General features: G+C 73.1%; 16 protein-coding genes and 1 pseudogene. 9 read left to right on the top strand and 8 right to left on the bottom strand.

The genetic code is table 11. The features are described from left to right. Positions 1 to 103: 103 nt before the first annotated feature. Positions 104 to 670 (top strand): helix-turn-helix domain-containing protein, encoded by a 567-nt coding sequence (locus AB0M95_RS12545; RefSeq protein WP_363762729.1) that lies wholly within the window; start codon positions 104 to 106, stop codon positions 668 to 670. Here the strand turns inward: AB0M95_RS12545 and AB0M95_RS12540 are convergent. Continuing rightward, positions 642 to 887 (bottom strand): hypothetical protein, encoded by a 246-nt coding sequence (locus AB0M95_RS12540; protein WP_363762726.1) that lies wholly within the window; start codon positions 885 to 887, stop codon positions 642 to 644. The two genes, AB0M95_RS12545 and AB0M95_RS12540, sit on opposite strands and share 29 nt — an antisense overlap. On the opposite strand from AB0M95_RS12540, the gene AB0M95_RS12535 reads away from it, so the two are divergent. Continuing rightward, positions 886 to 1,644, top strand: a complete 759-nt coding sequence (locus tag AB0M95_RS12535) for an MOSC N-terminal beta barrel domain-containing protein (RefSeq protein WP_363762723.1) — start codon at positions 886 to 888, stop codon at positions 1,642 to 1,644. The genes AB0M95_RS12540 and AB0M95_RS12535 overlap by 2 nt on opposite strands. A gap of 34 nt (positions 1,645 to 1,678) precedes the next feature. On the opposite strand, the gene AB0M95_RS12530 is transcribed toward AB0M95_RS12535, so the two are convergent. The 3 genes and pseudogenes from AB0M95_RS12530 to AB0M95_RS12520 form a co-directional block, all read right to left on the bottom strand. Beyond that, positions 1,679 to 1,915 (bottom strand): hypothetical protein, encoded by a 237-nt coding sequence (locus AB0M95_RS12530; protein WP_358523533.1) that lies wholly within the window; start codon positions 1,913 to 1,915, stop codon positions 1,679 to 1,681. Next, positions 1,902 to 2,174, bottom strand: coding sequence for a DUF6400 family protein (locus AB0M95_RS12525; protein ID WP_358523535.1), 273 nt, complete (start codon positions 2,172 to 2,174; stop codon positions 1,902 to 1,904). Before AB0M95_RS12525 ends, AB0M95_RS12530 begins: the two co-directional genes overlap by 14 nt. Positions 2,175 to 2,440: 266 nt before the next feature. Then, positions 2,441 to 2,649 (bottom strand): annotated as a pseudogene (locus AB0M95_RS12520) (LuxR C-terminal-related transcriptional regulator); the annotation flags it as partial. A gap of 180 nt (positions 2,650 to 2,829) precedes the next feature. Here AB0M95_RS12520 and icmF point away from each other — a divergent pair. Next, a complete protein-coding gene (gene icmF / locus AB0M95_RS12515; protein WP_363762719.1) occupies positions 2,830 to 6,045 on the top strand; it encodes a fused isobutyryl-CoA mutase/GTPase IcmF in 3,216 nt (1,071 codons plus the stop codon). Positions 6,046 to 6,135: 90 nt separating this feature from the next. Here icmF and AB0M95_RS12510 read toward each other — a convergent pair whose 3' ends face one another. Beyond that, on the bottom strand, positions 6,136 to 6,276 hold the full coding sequence (locus AB0M95_RS12510) for a hypothetical protein (RefSeq protein WP_363762716.1): 141 nt from the start codon (positions 6,274 to 6,276) through the stop codon (positions 6,136 to 6,138). A 5-nt stretch (positions 6,277 to 6,281) separates the two neighbouring features. Here AB0M95_RS12510 and AB0M95_RS12505 point away from each other — a divergent pair, with 5 nt between their 5' ends. Beyond that, a complete protein-coding gene (locus tag AB0M95_RS12505) occupies positions 6,282 to 7,124 on the top strand; it encodes an ABC transporter permease subunit (RefSeq protein WP_363762713.1) in 843 nt (280 codons plus the stop codon). Beyond that, positions 7,121 to 8,191 (top strand): ABC transporter ATP-binding protein, encoded by a 1,071-nt coding sequence (locus tag AB0M95_RS12500; RefSeq protein ID WP_363762710.1) that lies wholly within the window; start codon positions 7,121 to 7,123, stop codon positions 8,189 to 8,191. The genes AB0M95_RS12505 and AB0M95_RS12500 overlap by 4 nt, the downstream gene beginning before the upstream one ends. Positions 8,192 to 8,327: 136 nt before the next feature. Here the strand turns inward: AB0M95_RS12500 and AB0M95_RS12495 are convergent, their stop codons facing one another. Beyond that, the gene (locus AB0M95_RS12495) at positions 8,328 to 9,674 is read right to left on the bottom strand and encodes a lanthionine synthetase LanC family protein (protein WP_358523546.1); all 1,347 of its coding nucleotides are present in this window, start codon (positions 9,672 to 9,674) and stop codon (positions 8,328 to 8,330) included. Positions 9,675 to 10,001: 327 nt separating this feature from the next. On the opposite strand from AB0M95_RS12495, the gene AB0M95_RS12490 reads away from it, so the two are divergent. Further along, on the top strand, positions 10,002 to 10,943 hold the full coding sequence (locus tag AB0M95_RS12490; protein WP_363762707.1) for a nucleoside hydrolase: 942 nt from the start codon (positions 10,002 to 10,004) through the stop codon (positions 10,941 to 10,943). Positions 10,944 to 10,966: 23 nt separating this feature from the next. Here AB0M95_RS12490 and AB0M95_RS12485 read toward each other — a convergent pair whose 3' ends face one another. Further along, positions 10,967 to 11,200, bottom strand: a complete 234-nt coding sequence (locus AB0M95_RS12485) for a hypothetical protein (RefSeq protein WP_358523551.1) — start codon at positions 11,198 to 11,200, stop codon at positions 10,967 to 10,969. A gap of 613 nt (positions 11,201 to 11,813) precedes the next feature. Here AB0M95_RS12485 and AB0M95_RS12480 point away from each other — a divergent pair. From AB0M95_RS12480 to AB0M95_RS12470, 3 genes are all read left to right on the top strand, one after another. Beyond that, entirely contained in the window at positions 11,814 to 12,617 is an 804-nt protein-coding gene (locus tag AB0M95_RS12480; protein WP_363762703.1) for a GPP34 family phosphoprotein, read from the top strand. A gap of 380 nt (positions 12,618 to 12,997) precedes the next feature. Continuing rightward, positions 12,998 to 13,957 (top strand): hypothetical protein, encoded by a 960-nt coding sequence (locus AB0M95_RS12475; protein WP_363762700.1) that lies wholly within the window; start codon positions 12,998 to 13,000, stop codon positions 13,955 to 13,957. Further along, on the top strand, positions 13,900 to 14,475 hold the full coding sequence (locus tag AB0M95_RS12470) for a hypothetical protein (protein ID WP_363762697.1): 576 nt from the start codon (positions 13,900 to 13,902) through the stop codon (positions 14,473 to 14,475). The genes AB0M95_RS12475 and AB0M95_RS12470 overlap by 58 nt, the downstream gene beginning before the upstream one ends. A gap of 74 nt (positions 14,476 to 14,549) precedes the next feature. Here the strand turns inward: AB0M95_RS12470 and AB0M95_RS12465 are convergent, their stop codons facing one another. Continuing rightward, complete coding sequence (locus tag AB0M95_RS12465; protein WP_363762694.1) at positions 14,550 to 15,728, bottom strand: FAD-dependent oxidoreductase; 1,179 nt, start codon at positions 15,726 to 15,728, stop codon at positions 14,550 to 14,552. Positions 15,729 to 15,795: the final 67 nt, after the last annotated feature.

The raw sequence follows: 15,795 nt of genomic DNA, 5'->3' as shown, positions 1-15,795 counted from the left end.
GTTGCTTACTTGCCGACCGGCTAGTGACTATACTGCCAAAGGTAGATAACTTACTTGTCGGCCGTCAAGTTAATTTAAAGGGAAGGAGTGCTCCAAAACAGACATGAGGGAGCATACTGACACGCGGGCTCGCATTCAGGAGATCGCCCTGAAGCTCTTCACCGAGCAGGGCTACGAAGCGACGTCGCTGCGGCAGATCGCCGAGGAGCTCGGCGTCACCAAGGCGGCCCTTTACTACCACTTCAAGACCAAGGACGACATCGTGGCCAGCCTCGGCAAGGACCGGCAGGCCGAGATGGAGCGTCTGATCAAGTGGGCCCAGGACCAGCCGCGCACCCTCGAGACGCGGCGCGAGTTCGTCCAGCGGTACGCCGAATCCCTCTACAGCGGCAACCACCACGCGTTCATGAGGTTCATGGAGCGCAACCAGACCGCGCTGCGCGATCATCCCAAGGTGGGGAGGATGCGTGACCTCATGAAGAACGTGCACGGCATCCTCTGCGAGGAGCACGACTCGGCGGCGCTCCGCCTCAGGAGCTCGATGGCAATCCTCACGTTGCACGCCGCCTGGTTCGTCCTGCCGGACGAGGGGCTCAGCGATGAGGACCGCAAGAAGGCGGCCATCGAGGTCGCCCTGGAGCTCATCGAGCCCCTCCCCCGCGCGGCCTGACCGTCCCCCGGCACCCGCCGCAGCACGCGGCGGCTCCGCTCGCGGCCAGGGAACTCGTGCTCGTCCAGCAGCACGGCGACGGTGGCGGCGTCCCGTACGGCGCGGTCGGCGGCCGCTCGCCCACGGTGATCCACAGGTAGCCGAGCCGCCGCCCCCGGTGCAGGAGCGACACGCACAGCCGCGCGGCGTCCCCGGCGTCCCCTAAAATCTGAGCCATGTATCGGGGGAGCGTTCACGACCTGTACCGCTGGCCGGTGAAGTCGTTGCGCGGCGAGCTCGTGTCCTCGGCGCTGCTGGACCACCGCGGTATGGCGGGCGACCGCGCGTACGCGCTGATCGACGAGCGTCCCGACCGGGCCGGTAAGCGGCTGACCGTCCGCCAGAACGCCGCCATGCTAACGTGGGAGGCCGCCTACCCGGCGACGTGCGACGGCGCGCCCGAGCCTCCGGGCCCTCCCGTCCTGTACCGCGGCGGCGAGGCCTGGGCCTGGGACGACCCGGACCTGCCCGCCGCGCTGTCGGAGTCGTACGGCGTCCCGCTGTCCCTGCGCGCGGCCGACGGCCAGCAGGATCGCGGGCCGACGGTGCACGTCACCTTCGAGGCGTCGCGCCGCGCGCTGGAGGAGGAGATGGGCGCCGAGGTCGACGTCACGCGCTTCCGCCCGAACGTCCACCTCGACCTGGACGCCCCCGCGTTCGCCGAGAAGGCGTTCGACGGCGGGACGACGATCTCCGCGGGCGAGGTCACGCTCGGCATCGTGGGCGAGAACGCCGGGCTGTGCGTCCGCTGCGCGGTCCCGAGCTGGGATCCTCACGGACGCGTGCGCTGGCCCGAGCTGCAGAGCCATCTGATCGCCGAGCACGGCAACACGTTCGGCCTGATCATGCGGGTGCTCGTGCCGGGGGTCACGCGCGTCGGCGAGGCCGCGTCGGTCGCGAACGTCCCGGCGCCGTCCGCCCTGCCCGCCCCCTGACGACGCCAGGCCCAGGTCTGGACCAGGGGCAGAGTCAGGGCAGGAAGGGCGGCCGGCCGCCGGCTCCGAAGCGGGACTCGTGGTCCCACAGGTGGGCGCACCCGGGGCACTGCACGTGCAGGACGCTGCCGGTGTTGCTCAGCAGGTAGCGCCAGTGGTCGCGGCAGTTGCGGCCCGAGCCGCAGTCGTCGCAGCCGCGGTCGTCACGGCAGCGGGGGCAGGGGATCCAGGCACGACGGGCGATGTCGGCGTGCGGGTCAATCGGTAGCACGGCCCGCCTCTCGCCGGGGCAGGACACCGGCCGCCACGAGCATGTCGTAGGTCTCGCGCTGCCGCGCGTCCAGGCCGGAGTAGAGCAGGTCGAAGGCCTCCTCCTCGGCCCGCATGACCGCGAGGGGATCCCAGCCGGGGCCGAGCGCGGAGATCACCTCGGCGCGGCGGCGGGACTCGTGCGGGGTGAGGTCCATCTCGAAGACCGCATGCTCGGGGACTGCGTGCTCGGGCGGGGTGTGACCGCTGCCGTGGCTCATGACGCGACTTTCCGTGGGTTTTTCCGGTGGGCGATGTCGGGGGATGACGTGTCCGTGGGCGAGCGGCAGGATGCCGGTTTACACGTCTTTTGTCCGATTTCACACCTTATGCATAGCCCCAACGGATTGCCAAGAAGGGTGACACGACTCACTCGCCGGCAAAGGCGGGTCACACCGGCGGGCGGCCCGCCTCGTCCGCGGGAACGTCCTGCCGGACCGGGCCGGGGTCGATGGCCGCCAGGTAGATGGCGGCCGGGAGCGGGCCCTCAGGGGCCGAGGACGCCCGCGTCGTGGACGAGCAGGGCGATCTGCACGCGGTTGTTCAGGTCGAGCCTGGTCAGGATGCGCGACACGTGCGTCTTGACGGTGGGCACGCTCATGTAGAGCTCCGCGGCGATCTCGGCGTTCGACCCCCCCGCCCGACGGCCTCCGCCACCTGGCGCTCCCGGTCGTTGAGCTCGCCGAGCCGCGCGAGCGCGCCCGCCCGGCGCAGGACGGGCCCGATGCGGCCACCGCCCCAGGACGGGGACCGCGGCGTCCGGGAGGCGACACCGGAACGGACGGTGGATGACGATCCGGATCCGGGGCGCAGGAGGATACTTGGACGTCCTACAATTTAATAGGACGTCCAAGTATCTCAGAATGAGGAGCGCCGGTGCACGTACCTGCCAACCCCGTGCGAGTGGTCACCGCGGCGGCCCTGTTCGACGGGCACGACGCCGCGATCAACATCATGCGGCGCATCCTGCAGGCCCAGGGCGCCGAGGTGATCCACCTGGGCCACGACCGCTCGGTCGAGGAGGTCGTGACCGCGGCCGTCCAGGAGGACGCGCAGGCCGTGGCGATCAGCTCCTACCAGGGCGGCCACGTCGAGTACTTCACCTACCTGGTCGAGCTGCTGCGCGAGCGCGGCGCCGGGCACGTCAAGGTGTACGGCGGGGGCGGCGGCGTGATCGTCCAGGAGGAGATCGCCCGGCTGGAGGGGCACGGCGTCGCCAAGATCTTCTCCCCCGAGGACGGCCACCGCCTGGGCCTCGCCGGGATGATCAACACGATGATCGAAGCGTGCGACGTCGACCTCACCGAGGGCGCCGAGCCCCCCGCCGTGGAGGGCGGCGACGAGCGGGCGGTGGCCCGGGCGATCACCTTCGTGGAGTCGGGACGGGCCGGTGAGGCCTATCTCGGCGCGCTGCGGGCGGCGGCGGCGGAGCGCCGCACGCCGGTGCTCGGCATCACCGGCACGGGCGGATCGGGCAAATCCTCCCTCACCGACGAGTTGATCCGCCGGCTGCGCGTCGACTACGAGGACAAGCCGCGCGTCGCGGTGATCGCGGTCGACCCGACCCGGCGCAGGGGCGGCGGCGCCCTGCTCGGCGACCGCATCCGCATGAACAGCCTCGGTGGCGGCCGGGTGTTCTTCCGCTCGCTCGCCACGCGCGGCTCCCGCGAGCTGCCCGAGCACCTCGGGGACGTGATCGCCGTGTGCCGGGCCGCCGGGTACGACCTGGTGATCGTCGAGACCCCGGGCATCGGGCAGGGCGACGCCGCGATCGTCCCGTTCAGCGACGTCTCGCTATACGTGATGACCCCGGAGTTCGGCGCGAGCTCCCAGCTCGAGAAGATCGACATGCTGGACTTCGCCGATGTCGTCGCGATCAACAAGTACGACCGGCGTGGCGCCGAGGACGCGCTGCGCGACGTGCGGCGCCAGATGGTGCGCAACCGCGAGGCGTTCGGGACCGCGGCCGACCAGATGCCCGTCTACGGCACGGTCGCCTCGCGCTTCAACGACGACGGGGTCACCGCCCTGTACCAGGCGCTGCTCGGGCCGCTGCGGGACAAGGGCCTGCCGGACGGGCCGGGGCTGCTGACGGCGACCGAGGTGAAGACCTCCAGCATCGGCGCCGCGATCGTCCCGCCGGCCCGGGTGCGCTACCTCTCCGACATCGCCGAGACCGTCCACGCCTACCACCGGGGCACCGCGGAGCTGGCCGAGGCGGCCCGCCGGCGCCAGCGACTGGCCGAGGTGCGCCGCCTGCTGGCCGAGGAGGGCGCCGCCACCGCCGACGTGGACGCGCTGCACGAGCGCGCCGACCGGGAGCTGCCCGCCGAAGCCCGCGCCCTGCTGGAGGACTGGCCGAAGACGGTGGAGGCCTACTCCGCCGACGAGCTGGTGGTCACCGTGCGGGGCAAGGAGCTGCACACGCCGCTGTGGCGCACGTCCCTGTCAGGCAGCCGCGTCCCACGCGTGGCCCTCCCCCGGTTCGCCGACCACGGCGAGCTGCTGCGGTTCCTGCGCGCCGAGAACCTGCCCGGCCGCTTCCCGTTCACCGCCGGGGTGTTCCCCTTCAAGCGCGCCGACGAGGACCCGACCCGCATGTTCGCCGGCGAGGGCGACCCGTTCCGCACCAACCGGCGCTTCAAGATGCTGTCGGACGGCCAGCCCGCCGTGCGCCTGTCCACGGCGTTCGACTCGGTCACCCTGTACGGCCACGACCCGGACGAACGGCCCGACGTGTACGGCAAGGTCGGCACCTCGGGCGTCTCGATCGCCACGCTGGACGACATGAAGGCGCTGTACGACGGCTTCGACCTGGCCTCGCCGAGCACCTCGGTGTCGATGACCATCAACGGCCCGGCCCCGACGATCCTCGCGTACTTCCTGCACACCGCGATCGACCAGGCGCTGGACCGCTTCCGCGAGGACGCCGGCCGCGAGCCCACCGCCGAGGAGGCGCGGGAGGTGCGGGCGCGGACGCTGTCCACCGTGCGCGGCACCGTGCAGGCCGACATCCTCAAGGAGGACCAGGGGCAGAACACCTGCATCTTCTCGACCGACTTCAGCCTGCGCATGATGGCCGACGTGCAGGAGTGGTTCATCGCCAACGAGGTGCGCAACTTCTACTCGGTGTCGATCTCCGGATACCACATCGCCGAGGCGGGGGCCAACCCGATCACGCAGCTCGCGTTCACGCTGGCCAACGGCTTCACCTACGTCGAGGCGTACCTGGCGCGCGGCATGGCGATCGACGACTTCGCGCCCAACCTGTCGTTCTTCTTCTCCAACGGCATGGACCCGGAGTACAGCGTGCTCGGCCGGGTGGCGCGCCGGATCTGGGCGGTCGCCATGCGCGACCGGTACGGCGCGGGCGAGCGCTCGCAGAAGCTGAAGTACCACATCCAGACCTCCGGGCGGTCGCTGCACGCGCAGGAGATGAACTTCAACGACATCCGCACGACGCTGCAGGCGCTGATCGCGATCTACGACAACTGCAACAGCCTGCACACCAACGCCTTCGACGAGGCGGTGACCACGCCCAGCGCCGACTCGGTGCGCCGCGCGATGGCCATCCAGATGATCATCAACCGGGAGTGGGGCCTGGCGTACAACGAGAACCCGCTGCAGGGCTCGTTCATCATCGACGACCTCACCGACCTGGTGGAGGAGGCCGTGCTGGCCGAGTTCGAGCGGCTGTCGGACCGCGGCGGCGTGCTCGGGGCCATGGAGACCGGCTACCAGCGCGGGCGCATCCAGGACGAGTCGATGCTGTACGAGACGCGCAAGCACGACGGGTCGCTGCCGATCATCGGGGTCAACACCTTCCGCAACCCCGCCGGGACCACCGAGCACGGCACGCTCGAACTGGCCCGCGGGACCGAGGAAGAGAAGCACGACCAGCTCACCCGCGTGCGGGAGTTCCAGGAGCGGCACGCCGCCGAGGCCCCCGGGGCGCTGCGGCGGCTCAGGGAGGCCGCGATGTCCCAGGAGAACGCGTTCGGCGCGCTGATGGAGGCGGCCCGGGTCTGCTCACTCGGCCAGATCACCGAGGCGCTGTTCGAGGCCGGAGGCCAGTACCGCCGCAACGTCTGACCCCGCCTCGCACGCGAACGGTCCCGGGCGCGCGCGGCCCGGGTCCGTGACGAGGGGGTGTCAGGTGCGACGCCTTCGGGCCTCACGGAATCAGTAGGCGGCGAACTTCCCTCCGCCTCCGAAGACGATCTGCGACGCGAGGATTCCGACGAGCGCGTACACGCGTTGCGAGGCTCCGGCGAAGGGCGGCCGGCGGCGCTCGCGTGGCGCGGCGCGATGAGGGGGATTCATGCGACATGAAGGCATCAAGCACGCTCACGGTGGTATCCGTGCTCAAGGGCAGGCGACGAAGACCCGGGAGCGGTCACGGCGCCGCGCGCGGGGTTCCGGCGGCGCTGCTGGTGCCCGCCGCGGTGGCGCTGGCGCTCCTGACGCTGCCGCCGGCCGGGACGCTGGCCCGGGCCCCGTGGGCGTCCCTCGCCGGAGCGCACCTCATGGAGTCGCTGCGGTTCCCGCTGGTGACCTCGGTGCTGGCGACGCTGGTCTGCCTGCCGATCGGGGTGCCGCTGGCCTGGGTGCTCGCCCGGGCGCGGACGCGGGGCGAGCGGGTCGTCCGGGCCCTGGTCACGGCGCCGGTGGTCCTGCCGCCCGCGGTGGCCGCCGTGGCCGTGCCGCTGGTGGTGTCGCCGGGCGGTACGTGGCCGGGCACGCGTCCGGGAGCGGCCGCGTTCGTGCTCGTCCAGGTGTTCGTGGCGCTGCCGTTCCTCGTCATCGCCGTGGAGCGCGCGCTGCGGGCCGCGGACCCGCGCCTTGAGGAGACCGCGGCCCTGCTCGGCGGGTCGGCGTGGACGGTGCTGCGCCGCGTGTCCCTCCCCTCGGCCGCGCCGGGCATCGCCGCCGGGACGGTGCTGTGCTGGGCGCGGGCGCTCGGGGAGTCCGGCGCGGTCCTCGCCCTGGCGGGGAGCCCGGTCTGGGGGACGCCGGTCGCGCCGCCGGAGCTCTCCCCCGCCGCCGCGGGCCCAGCCGGCGTCGCGACGAGCCTCGCGCTGGTCACGGTCTCGGTCGCCGTGCTGGCCGGCCTGCGCGACCAGTGGATGGGGACGCCCGGCGTGCCCGCGCGGACGGGGGCCGTGCCATGATCGACGCCCGCCTGGTGACCGCCCATCCGCCCTTCCATCTCGACCTGAGGCTGCGCGTGGCCGCGGGCGAGGTGGTCGCGCTGCTCGGGCCCGAGGGCTGCGGCAAGACCACGGCGCTGCGGGTGCTGGCGGGGCTCACCCCGTCCCTCGGCGGGCACGTCCTGCTGGACGGGGCGGCCGTGCACGCCCGCGCGCCCCGCCGCAGGTCCGTGGCCATGGCCGGGCGTGATCCGCTGCTGTTCCCCCACCTGACCGCGCTGGACAACGTCGCCTTCGGCCCGCGCTGCCAGGGCGAGCCCAGGGGGCAGGCGCGCCTGGCGGCCTCCGCCTGGCTGGAGCGGATGGGCCTCGGGGCGCGCGCGGGCGTCCTGCCGCGCGAGTTGTCCCCGGGCGAGGCCCAGCGGGTGGCGTGGGCCCGGGCCTTGGCCGCCCGCCCGCGGATCCTGCTGCTGGACGACCCGCTCGCCGCCCTGGACCCGGAGGAGCTCGCCCCGGCGCGGGTCCTGCTGCATCGGCATCTGACCGATTTCACCGGCGCGTGCCTGCTGGTGACGGGCGACCCGCTGGACGCCATGGTGGCGGCCGACCGGCTGCTGGTGATGGACGACGGCGCGCTGGTCCAGGAGGGCGCGCCCGCCGAGGTGGCCCGCCGCCCGCTCAGCGGCCACGCCGCGCGCCTCGCCGGGCTCAACCTGTGCCGGGGGCACGCCGCGGGGCGGTCGGTGTCGGTCGGTGGCGGGACGGGTGCCGTCCGGGGAGGCGAGGTCATGTTCACGGTGCGGGAGGCGCTGCGCGGGCCGGTGTTCGTCGCGTTCCCGCCCTCGGCGGTCACCCTGTCGCGGACCGTCCCCGGCGGAACGCCGCGCAACCTGTGGCGGGGCGGCGTGCAGGGCATCGAGGGGCACGGCGACCGCGTCCGGGTCCGCCTCGGCGGGCCGATCGCGGCGGCCGCGGATCTGAGCCCGGCCGCCCTCGCCGACCTGGGCCTGGCCCCCGGCGACCAGGTGTGGGCCTGCGTCCCGGCCGCCGAGACCCACGCCTACCCCGCCCCCGCGCCGTCCCCGTGAGGCCGCACGCGCGACGGAACGACTCGGTCGCGGTGCCTGCGGTAGTGCCGCCGGGCCTTGAGGCGGTTGCCACAGGTGTCCATCGAGCACCGCGTCTGCTCGACGCGGGCCACTTCGCCGTGAAGAACGCGCGCCGTCAGGACATGCCGCGCAGCGCCGAGGCCGGGAGCGGGATCGCGGGGAACGGGTTGTCGGGCAGGAGGATCATGCGGCGTGGCTCGCCGGCCCGGCAGGCCGCGTCCAGGTGCAGCAGCGCCGAGCCGATGCCCGCCGCGCCGATCATGTAGCCGGTGTCGGCGGTGACCTCCCAGGGCCGCAGCCGCCGATAGGCCTGGTACCAGCGGTAACCGGCCTGGTCGTGCCCGGTGGCGCGGCCGATCAGGTTCTCGGAGAGGATGCGCGCGAACTCCAGGTCGTCGGGCTCGCCGGTCGCCGCCCACAGGCCGACGAACAGCTCGAGCAGCCCGGCGGTGCCGCAGCACTGGCAGGCGACGTTCCAGTAACCGGCGGTCTGGCGGCGGGGGACGCCGCTGCAGACGATGCCGGCGGCGAGCCGCCGCACCCAGTCCAGGTCGCCGGGGTCGCCCGTCACGCGGTGGAGCTCGTAGAACAGGCGGGCCACTCCGGCCGAGCCCGAGCACAGCCCGAGGTAGTGCAGCCCCCGGCCCTGCGGCACGTGGTGGGGCACCAGGACGTGCTTGTCGGTCACGACGCTGACCGTGCGGACGAAGTCGGCGCCGCGCCGGGCTGCGTCCAGGAAACGCCTGTCCCCCGTGACGCCGTACAGGCGGGCGAGCAGGAACGCGGTGCCCGCGGTGCCGGACAGGAAGCCGGGCGTGACCGCGTCCTCCGGCAGGTCCGGGCAGCCCTCCCGGCCGAAGCGGTGGCCGGGGACGACGCGGTCGGCGACGCACGCCCCGGCCTCCACGGCGACCTCCTCGTAGGCGGCGACGCCGAGGATGCCGGAGGCGTGCAGCAGGCCGAGGATGATGCCGCCGTCGCCGCGCTGCGCCGGGTCGCCGGTCCAGCCGACGCCGTCGCCGGTCCTGCGCAGGCTGCGCACGACGCGGTCGGCCGCCGCCCGCGCCGCCGCGGAGAGGCTCTCGTCGCCGGTCGCCCACCCGGCTTCGGCGAGCGCGAAGACCATTCCGGTGAGCCCGTGGTAGAGCGAGAGGTCGGGCTCGTCCTCCCAGGTGGCGGCGAGGTAGCGGGCGCCCTGCCGGGCGTCGTCGAGGTAGGCCTCGTGGCCGGTCGCGGCGGCGAGCTCCAGGAAGAACAGCACGATGCCGGCGACGCCCGCGTACAGCGAGCCGGGCTGCCCGGAGCGGGCGGAGCGGCGGCGGGCGTCGGGGTTGGCGAGCCAGTGCCGGCCGCGCCCGTCGTCGACGGCGGCCGAGCGGATCCAGCGGCCCGCCATGATCGCCGTGGTGAGCGGGGTCTCGGCGCGCGGCCATGATGGATGATGGATCCGATCCGAGCTCATATCGCCTCCTCCACGCTCCCAGCATCCCATAAAACCCATGAATCTGGTAGGAAAACTAGGCAATCGCTCAACATCCGGTCACCGTCTCCACCGAGATCCGGCGGGCTCCGTGACCCGCCGCATACCCGCGGCATCAGAACACTCTCACATACGGCGGGCCCACGGGGCGATCGATCGGCATCGCTACCGGCACAATCCCGTACGTGCCGGGCCACATGGTCCGCCTTGAAGACGGGAAATGCACCCTCCGGGACGTTCGTCCAGATTTGCGATCACCAGGGGACCCACGGGCCACGGCGAGCGGCCGAGACGAAGGAGGCCGACCAAGTGAGCACACCGGCACCGGCCGGCGCCGTCCGCCGCGTCGTCGTCGACACCGACATGGGCATCGACGACGCCTGTGCGCTGCTCTACCTGGCCGGGCGCCCGGACGCGGAGGTCGCCGCCGTGACCTCGGTGGCCGGCAACTGCCCCGAGGAGCAGGCGGCGCGCAACATCGCCCACGTCGCCGGCCTGGCCGGGCTGGAGGCGCCCGTGGCGCGCGGCGCCGCCGAACCTCTGCCGGGGGCCCCGCCCGTCCCCCGCGACTCCCACGGCGCGGACGGCCTCGGCGACCTCGGCCTGGACCGCCCCTCGCCTCCCGCGACGGACGAGACGGCCGCGGCGCTGCTCGTGCGACTGGCCCGCGAGCGGCCGGGCGAACTGGACCTGCTGGCGCTCGGGCCACTGACCAACCTGGCCCTGGCGCTGCGCGCCGATCCGGCGGTCTTTACAAAGTATCGTTCGGTCGTGGTGATGGGCGGCTCCGGCCCCGGCGGCGAACGCCTCTCCGACACCAACGTCACGTGCGACCCCGAGGCGGCGCGGGCCGTCCTGTCCGCCCCGCACGGCGAGCTGACCATGGTCGGGGTGAACGTCACCGCCACCACGCTGCTGCCGGACACCGCCCTGGACGTCCTGCGCGCCGCCGGCACGCCGGGCGCACGGTTCGCCGCCGCGGTCCTCGCCGCCTACCGGGACATCAAGCGGCGGCGGCTGGGCAGGCCGGTCATCCCCCTGCACGACCCGCTGGCGGCGGGCGTCCTGCTCGACCCCGGCCTGGTCACCGAGGCCGTGACCGGGCCGGTCGCCGTCGTCCGCGACGGCACGTCCTGGCGGGCGCGCCCGGACGCTGGACCGGGGCCGGACGCCCGCGTGGTCACGGCGGTCGACGCGGCCCGGTTCGTCGCGCGGTTCACCGCGACCCTGGCCCGGACGTCAGCCCGGTGACGAGCCGGCAGGCTCGGGCGCGGTCACCCTGCGCCGGCGGAGAGGCGGCCGAACAGCTCCAGGGCGGCCTCCCGCACGCTCGCCGGGGTGATGCCGTCCAGCGCGGCCCGCGCCTCGGCGATGTCGCGGGTTGTGGCGCAGGTGATCGCCACCGAGGTGGCGGCGGCGTGGTCGAGCGAACCGGCCGGCGTCCTGTCGGCCATCTCGCGGGCGGTCGTGGCGAGATCGAGGTTGTCCAAATGCGGCGCGGCGGTCATGAATTCTCCTCGCGGTCGTGATCGGCCCGGGCCGGGCCGACGCGAGCGCGCGGCGCGGCGGCCCCTCCGCCCCCCGGCGGCGGCCCGGCACGCGCCGGCGTCCGGTTCCAGGTCCTCAATCCTGCTCCTAAACGGCACGTTCGTGCCAGTCGGGAGGCGATGCCCGGCCGCGTCGCGGATCTTGGGTGTGGCGGGAACGCCGACTGGGCAGGGCTTCACCAGCGGAGACGATCTTTTTCTGGCGTTTCTCCGGTTTCCGGAATATCACGGCATTCCGCAGGGCTGGACCGAGCAGGAACACGCGACAGTACGAGACCACCTGAGGATGCACATGGAAGCCATAAAGCTCGGTGTGGCGCTCCCCACGTCGGGACCACTCGCGTCACCCGTGAACATCGCCCGCGTCGCCCGGCAGGCCGAGCGGCTCGGATACGAGGCGGATTCCGGACATGGCCCGCCGGGGGTGGTGACGGGAGCGAGTCCTCGGGCTGGATGCGGCCATTCCGCGGGAGGAACGTTCGCCTAACACTCACCTCGTGACGCGCTCCGCCGTGGCTGAAATCCGGCCGTTGCCCACCATGGAGGTACAGCCCGGCGCGGACCGAGGAGAAGCATGATGGATGACGGGCCGGAGTTGACGTTGCCGGAAGAACTCCTGTTGCTGTGCGCGAGTCCGTCCACCGGAGTGCTGGAGCGGCCGAGGTACTTCACGCGCGTGCTCGCCGGGGGCGTGCTGGCAGAGCTTCAGTTACGCGGGGCGATCACCATTACGGATAGCCGGATCGCCGAGGTCACGCCGGTCGAGCTCCTCGATCCGATCATGGACAGGGCGCTGGCCAGGATCGTGCTCGACGTCCGGCTCGGCAGGCCCGGGGCGCGGCAGACGCGGCTGGTGGGGCTGCCGACGGACTATGACGGGGTGCCCGGGCCGACGCCGACGACCGACTGGGGGCGGAGGGTCGCCCGGGCGCGGGTCGTGATGCGAGCCGCGGGCGCCGGGACCCAGCCGCCGCGGGAACTGCGCAGCTGGATGGGATACGCCGAGTTCCATGACCTGGACCGGCGGTACGCCGAGGCCCTGGAGAGGCGGGGCATGCTGGTCGCGGACCGGCGCCGCACTCTCGGGATCGTGCCCTTCACCAGATGGACCGTGAGCTCGTACGACCCGCTACGGCGGATGGCCGACCGGATCGACCTCGAACTCCGGCCGCACCTCTACGGCCGCCCGCCCGTGCCCCCGAGCCTTCGCACCGTGCACCTGATGGCCCTCGCCGGCGTCGCGGGAACCGTGCAACACCTCTATCCCCTGCGGGAGCACCCCGACCTGCGCCGGTACATCGAGCGCCTCACCGCCGGCCACGCACTCGCCCATGCCGCCTACGAGCTCATCAAGTCCGACGAGGAACGAGACTCGTGAGGTCCGCGGAGGCTTTCCGTGGCCCCCGATCGCCGGCGCCGGCGAGAAAGGCGCCCCGGCGATCGCGACGCTCCGGGCCGTCGTAGCGGCCGGATGCGCGACGCACCGCGATCACGGGCGACCGCGCGTGATCGGATCCGGCGCGGGACGCGGCCAGAGGGAGCGGCCATCCCGTCCGTGGCCGCGCATTCATGCCGAGTTCGCCGCTCGGCCAAGTGATCCACGCACGATCGGACCTGATCGATTCGCTGTGACCCACTTCCGAGCCGGCGGTTCCCCGATTCGCGGTCCCTCCGGCACACCGCTGGCCCGTGCGGGTCTCACGGCACACGCCGCCACCGGCTCCCACTCCTCGATCCGACTCTGAACAAGGAGTTCTCGTGAAGCGTGTCCGTTTACGGAAGGGAGGGGCTCTGCGGGCGCTGACCTTGACCGCCGTCCTCTCCACCTCCCTGTGGGTGTCCCCGCCGGCGCCGGCCGGTGCCGCGGAGGCGGACGGCCCCGCGGCCGTGCCGAGCCCGCCGCTTCCCGTGGCGACCCTGGCGGGCTTTTCCGGCGCCTACCGTGACTCCGCGGACTACCTCGGCAACTACCAGCCGGCCGCGATCAGCGCCGACGGCGACACGATCGCGTACACCTATACGCCGTTCACGACGTTCCAGAGCCAGAGCGTCATCGTGAACCGGAAGACGGGAACGTCCGTCACGCTCCCGGCGGACGGCGTTCAACTCAGCGAAGACGCCCGCAAGGCGGTCTATGTGACCACATGCGGCAACTCGTGCGCCAAGTTGTACGTGAGGGATCTGACCACGGGTGCCGACACCCGGCTGGACGTGCCCGACGGCCGGCAGGAGAACTCGGTGTACGAGGTCTCCTATGACGGCGTGCGCACCGTCGTCTACCGGTCGCGGTCCGCCCAGGTGCCGGGAGCGGGCCTCTACCAGTGGTATGTACGCGACCTGGTGACCGGAGACGTCCGGACGCTGAGAGATCCGCGCGCTCCCGAGACCGTCACCAGATGGTACGGCCACGGCTCGGCGGTAAGCCCCGGAGGACGGTTCATCGCGATCAGCTGGCTGGACGCGGCGTACAAGGCGTGGGTGTCGGTCTACGACCAGGTGACCGGGCAGTACACCCTCGTGACCAAGGTCTACACCGGGGCGCCCAGCACGCTGACCCCGCTCGGCGGGCCCTCCGCGACCAGGCGCAGGACTGCGCGGGTGACTTCGTCACCGGGTCCGCCACCGGTCCCGGTACGCTCTACGGCTCGCCGTTCGACGACGTGCTGTACGGATCCCCCGGCCCGGACACCATCTACGGGTTCGACGGCGACGACGTGATCTGCGGGCTGGACGGTGACGACGCCATCGACGGCGGTCGCGGCGACGACGCCCTCTACGGCGGGGCGGGCGATGACCGGATCGAGGGCAACGAGGGCAACGACGTGGTCGAGGGCGGTGTGGGTGCCGACAGCATGAACGGCGGCACCGGTACCGACGCGCTGCTGTACCGCTACGCCACCTCCGGGGTGGACGTGGCCCTCTACCGGGTGACCCCCAACGGCATGCCGGGCGAGGGCGACCAGGTCTTCAACGACTTCGAGCAGATCTACGGCTCGGCCCACAACGACACGATCAGCGGCCGTGACGGCGACGAGACCCTGGTCGGCCTGGGCGGTGACGACCTGCTGCTCGGCCAGGGAGGCAACGACATGCTCTGGGGCGGCGACGGCAAAGACGTCCTGGTCGGGATGGCGGGGGACGACTACCTCAACGGCGGATTCGGCACGGACTCCTGCGCCGGCGGCACCGGAACGAACACCTTCGCCGACTGCACCAATACCTCGAACATCCCCTGAGCCCGGCGTCCCGCCACACCCGCGAACCGGCGTCCGCCCGCCTGCCCACCGGGCCGGAGAAAGCGGACGCCGCGCTATCCGAGAATGCGGGCGGCGCCGAACCCGGCGGCAAGCGTCGTCCCGGCGGCGAAGCGCTCGGGGCCGAAGGCCGCCAGCCGGGGGTCGGTGGCCTCGCCGAGGACCAGCCGCGCCACGTGCTCGCCCCAGGCGGGGGCCAGTTTGAACCCGTGGCCGCTGGTGCCGGCGTCGACGAAGATCCGCTCGCCGACCCGGCCGGTCACCGGCTGCCAGTCCGGGCTGGCGTCGTACAGCGACGCCCATCCGCCGGTCACGGCCGCCCGCCGCCGGGCCGGGCTCCGGCGGGCGGCCGCGCGCGCGAGCCGGGCGAGCTCGGACTCGCGCGGGGCCGCCAGGAAGTCGTCCGGGTCGGCCTGGGAGGCGGGGACGACGCCGCCGACCAGGAACTGCGTGCGCGGCTGCGGCGTGGAGTAGTGACCGCCGGCGACGTCGATGAGCACGTGGGGCACGATCTCGGCGGTGTCGGCGAGGTCGTGTTCGAGCACCGCGACGACGTGCCGCTCCACGGTCAGGGGCAGGTCGATCCCGAGCGGGCACAGCAGCGCCGCGGTCCACGGGCCGGCCGCGACGAGCAGGTGGCCCACCGCGACCTCGCGGCCGTCCGCCGTGGTGACGGCCACCTGGCCGGGCCCCTCGGCGATCCGCGCGACCCGGTGACGGGTGAGCAGGTCCGCGCCGTGCCGCCGCGCGGCCTCGGCCAGCCCGAGGGTCGTGGCGAACGGGTCGGCGAACCCCGCGCCCGGCTCCCAGACGGCGACGGCCACGCCGCCGAGGTCGAGCCCCGGCAGCCGCTCCGGCAGATCGGCCGCCGGGACCACCTCGCTCGGGACGCCCGCCTCGGCCAGGCGCGCGGCGGTCCGGCCGGCGGCGGCCACGTCGTCCGGGCCGTGCAGGTAGAACGCGCCGGTGCGGCGGAAGCCGGACTGGCCGCCGCCCGTGCGCTCCTCGAAGGCGTCCAGGAAGGCGATGCCGTCGCGGGCCGTCTCGACGAGGCACGGGTCGGTGTAGTAGGCGCGGCAGATGCCGCCGGAGCGCCCGGTGGGGCCGGCGGCGGGGGTCAGCCGCTCGAAGACGGCGACCCGGACGCCGCGCCGCGCCAGGTGGTAGGCGGCGGCGACGCCGTGGACGCCCGCCCCGACGATGCCGACGTCGTACGTCTCGTGTGCCGCCGTCATGCGCTCACATCCCCTCATTATCCAGTCAAAAGGTAGGAATAATCGGATTTCTCTGTCAACCTCCGCA

Source organism: Sphaerisporangium sp. NPDC051017, assembly GCF_040683095.1.
GTDB lineage: Bacteria > Actinomycetota > Actinomycetes > Streptosporangiales > Streptosporangiaceae > Sphaerisporangium.
This window is presented reverse-complemented; position numbering and strand designations above follow the sequence as displayed.